Origin of the sequence: Streptomyces sp. AB3(2024), assembly GCF_041862025.1 — a bacterium.
Lineage (GTDB): Bacteria > Actinomycetota > Actinomycetes > Streptomycetales > Streptomycetaceae > Streptomyces.
The window spans coordinates 1-4,019 of record NZ_JBGWAB010000265.1; the positions used below are offsets into that span (position 1 = coordinate 1).

General features: G+C 75.0%; 1 protein-coding gene. It reads right to left on the bottom strand.

What is annotated here, in order from left to right; genetic code table 11:
• Positions 1-4,019: SDR family NAD(P)-dependent oxidoreductase (locus ACEPPI_RS40040; protein WP_373920167.1), on the bottom strand; the 4,019-nt coding region annotated here is incomplete at both ends.

Below are 4,019 nucleotides of genomic sequence, written 5' to 3' on the forward strand. Positions count from 1 at the left end.
ACGGCGCCAGGGCATCGGCACACTCCCGCAACCGCCCCGCAAACACCGGGGAAGAGTCAAGAAGACCCGCACCCATCCCCACCCACTGCGTCCCCTGACCCGGAAACACCAGCACCCGACGACCGAACGACCCCGCCACACCCTCGACGGTCGTACCGCCGAGGACCACCCGGCGGTGCTCGAACAGCGCGCGTGCCGACGCCAGGGTGTAGCCGACGTCCAGCGGACGCGGCGCGGGCACCCGCTCCACCTCCATGTGGGTACGCAGGCGTTCCACCTGGTCGCGCAGGCCCGCCGCCGACCTGGCGGACACCACCAGCGGGACCACCGGCAGCTCCCGGGAGTCCGCTTCCGCGGCGGGCTCCGTCACCGGGGCCTGCTCCAGGATCACGTGCGCGTTCGTCCCGCTCACGCCGAAGGCCGAGACGCCGGCCCGACGCGGGCGGTCGTCGCGCTCCGGCCAGTCCCGCGCCTGCGTGAGCAGCTCGACGGCACCCGTCTCCCAGTCGACCTGTGAGGACGGGGCGTCCACGTGCAGGGTCCTGGGGAGCTTCCCGTGCCGCAGGGCCATCACCATCTTGATGACACCGCCCACACCGGCCGCGGCCTGCGGGTGCCCGATGTTCGACTTCAGCGACCCGAGCCACAAAGGCTGTCCGGCCGGACGCTGCCCGTACGTGGCCAGCAGCGCCTGCGCCTCGATCGGGTCACCCAGCCGCGTACCCGTACCGTGCGCCTCGACCACGTCCACGTCGGCCACGCCCAGGCGGGCGTTGGCGAGCGCCTGCGTGATGACGCGTTCCTGCGAGGGGCCGTTGGGGGCGGTGAGGCCGTTGCTGGCGCCGTCCTGGTTGACCGCGTCGCCCCGGATGACCGCGAGCACCGGATGTCCGTTGCGCACGGCGTCGGAGAGCCGCTCGACGAGGACCATACCCGCGCCCTCGCCCCAGCTGGTGCCGTCAGCGGCGTCGGCGAAGGCCTTGCTGCGGCCGTCGGCGGCGAGGCCGCGCTGGCGCGAGAACTCCACGAACAGACCAGGTGCGGCCATGACGGTGACGCCGCCCGCGAGGGCGAGGTCGCAGCTGCCGGACCGCAGGGCCTGCGCGGCGAGGTGCAGCGCCACCAGCGACGAGGAGCAGGCCGTGTCGACCGAGACCGAGGGCCCCTCCAGACCGAGGGCGTAGGAGATGCGGCCGGAGACGACGCTCGCGGACTTGCCGGTGAGGAGGTGTCCCTCGTGCTCCTCGGACGCCTCGTGCAGGCGGGAGGCGTACTCCTGGTGCGTGAGGCCCGCGTAGACGCCGGTACGGGTGCCGCGCAGCGACTGCGGATCGATGCCGGCCCGTTCGAGGGCCTCCCAGGAGGTTTCCAGGAGCAGCCGCTGCTGGGGGTCCATGACGAGGGCCTCGCGGGGCGAGATCCCGAAGAAGTCGGCGTCGAACCCGGCGGCCCCGTGCAGGAATCCGCCTTCGCGGACGTACGTCGTCCCGCGGCGGGCGGCCTCGGGGTCCGGCTCGTAGATCTCGTCGAGGTTCCAGCCGCGGTCCACGGGGGCGGCTCCGATCACGTCGCGTTCCGCCATGACGAGGTCCCACAGCGCCTCGGGGCTGTCGGCGTCGCCGGGGAACCGGCAGGCCATGCCGACGATGACGACGGGGTCTTCGTGGTCGGGTCCCGCGGCAGCGGCCGGAGCGGCGGCGGGGGACGGGGCCACGGCCGCGTCGCCCAGGAGCCTGCCGCGCAGGTACGCGGCGAGCGCGGCTGGGCTGGGCCGGTCGAACACGACGGTGGCGGGGAGCGTCAGCCCGGTGACCCGGCCCAGCCGGTTGCGCAGTTCGAGCGCGGTGAGCGAGTCGAACCCGGCGTCCTTGAACGCCCGGTCGGGGCGGATCGCGTCGGTGCCGGTGTGGCGCAGGACGGCCGCGGCCTCGGTACGGACCAGTTCGGTGAGCGTCCGGGTCCGTTCGGTTTCCGTCAGTGCCGCGAGCCGCGCGGCCAGTCCGTCGGCGGGCGCGTCGGCCCGGCCCGTGGTGGCGGATCCGCCCGCCCGCCGCCCCTCGGCTTCGAGGGCCTGCCGGGCTTCGGGGACGGTGTCGAAGAGGGGGCCGGGGCGTCCGGCCGCCCGGCGGGGGGCGAAGTCCTCCCATGCGACGTCGACGACGGTGACGCAGACGTCGGCGTGGTCCAGGGCCCGGTGCAGGGCGTCCACACCGTCCTGCGGGTCGATGGCCCTGATGCCGCTGCGGGTCAGGTTCGCCTCACCGGTTCCCTCGGCCATGCCTCCGCCGCCCCACAGGCCCCAGGCCACGGAGGTCGCGGGCAGGCCGTCGGCGCGGCGCCGTTCGGCGAGTACGTCGAGCGAGGCGTTGGCGGCGGCGTAGGCGGCCTGGCCGCCGTTGCCCCAGGTACCGGTGACGGAGGAGAACAGGACGAAGGCGTCCAGCTCCAGACGTCGGGAGCGGGTGAGTTCGTCCAGGTGACGTGCCGCTTCGGCCTTGGCGGCGGCGATCTCGGCGAAGCGGCCGGCGTCGAGCGTGTCGATCACGCCGTCGTTGAGGACGCCCGCGGTGTGGAAGACGGCCGTCGGGGGGTGGGCGTCGAGGAGGGCGGCGAGCGCGCTCCGGTCGGAGACGTCGCAGGCGGCGAGGGTCACCTCGGCGCCGAGCGCACGCAGTTCGGCGGCCAGCTCCTCGGCACCCGGCGCCCCGGCACCCCGGCGGCTGGTCAGGACGAGGTGCCCGGCGCCCTGCGCTGCGAGCCAGCGCGCGACGTGCGCGCCGAGGGCCCCGGTCCCCCCGGTCACCAGCACCGTGCCGCGGGCACGCCAGCGGGTGCCGTCGGCCGTCCCGGCGGGCAGGACTGCCCGGCTGACGCGGCGTCCGTAGGAGCCGGAGGCGCGGACGGCGATCTGGTCCTCGGCTCCGGGGTGCCCGCCCTGGGCGAGGGCGGCGGCGACGCGGTCGAAGGCTCGGGCGTCGGGCTCGGCGGGCAGGTCGACGACGCCGCCCCACAGCGCGGGCAGTTCGAGGGCGGCCACCCGGGCGAAGGCCCACACCTGGGCTCCGATGTCGGTCGGCAGCTCCCGGGGCGCGGCGGCGACGGCCTCGCGGGTCAGCGCCCAGACCCGGGTGACGACCGCGCTCCGCTCGGCGTCCCCGGCGGCCTGGACGAGGCTCAGCGTCGCGCGCAGGGCATCGGGGCCCGGCACGAGGGAGAGCAGGGAGAGGATCCCGGCCGGGGCGGTGTGCCCGGCCAGGGCTGCGGCCAGCCCGGCGCGGGTGGCGCCGGCGGCATCCACGGTGACCCGCTCGACGCGGGCGCCGTGCCGTACGAGGGCCGCCTCCGCCCCGTCGGCGAGCCCGGCCGCCGGGGCGTCGTCCGAGGGGACCACCAGCAGCCAGGTCCCGTCCAGGCGTACGGGCGTACCACCGCCGCGCAGGCTCTGCCATCCGGTCCGGTACCGCAGGGCGTCCACGCCCGACGCTTCGACCGGACGGGCCGGGGAGGGGGCGGCGGGGGAAAGCCAGTGGTGGGTGCGCTGGAAGGCGTACGTGGGCAGGTCGACGGGGCGGGCGCCGGTGCCCTCGAAGAGGCGCGCCCAGTCGATGTCGGTGCCGCGCACGAACAGCTCGGCGGCGCAGGTCAGGAAGCGTTCCAGGCCTCCTTCGTCACGCCGGAGGGAACCGGTGGTGACGACCTCGGCACCGGCCGCCTCTGCTGTCTCCTGGATGCCCATGGTGAGGACGGGGTGCGCGCTGGACTCGACGAAGGTGGCGAAGCCGTTGTCGAGGAGGACCTTGACGGTGTCCTCGAAGCGGACGGGGTGACGCAGGTTGCGGTACCAGTACCCGGCATCGAGGAGGGTCTCCGTCAGGAGACCACCGGTCACGGTCGAATAGAACGGGATCTCCGCCTTGCGCGGCACGATCGGCCCGAGCACCTCCAGCAGCTCGGCCTCGATCCGCTCCACATGCGCGGAATGCGAGGCGTAGTCGACGGGCACCTGACGGGCCCGGATC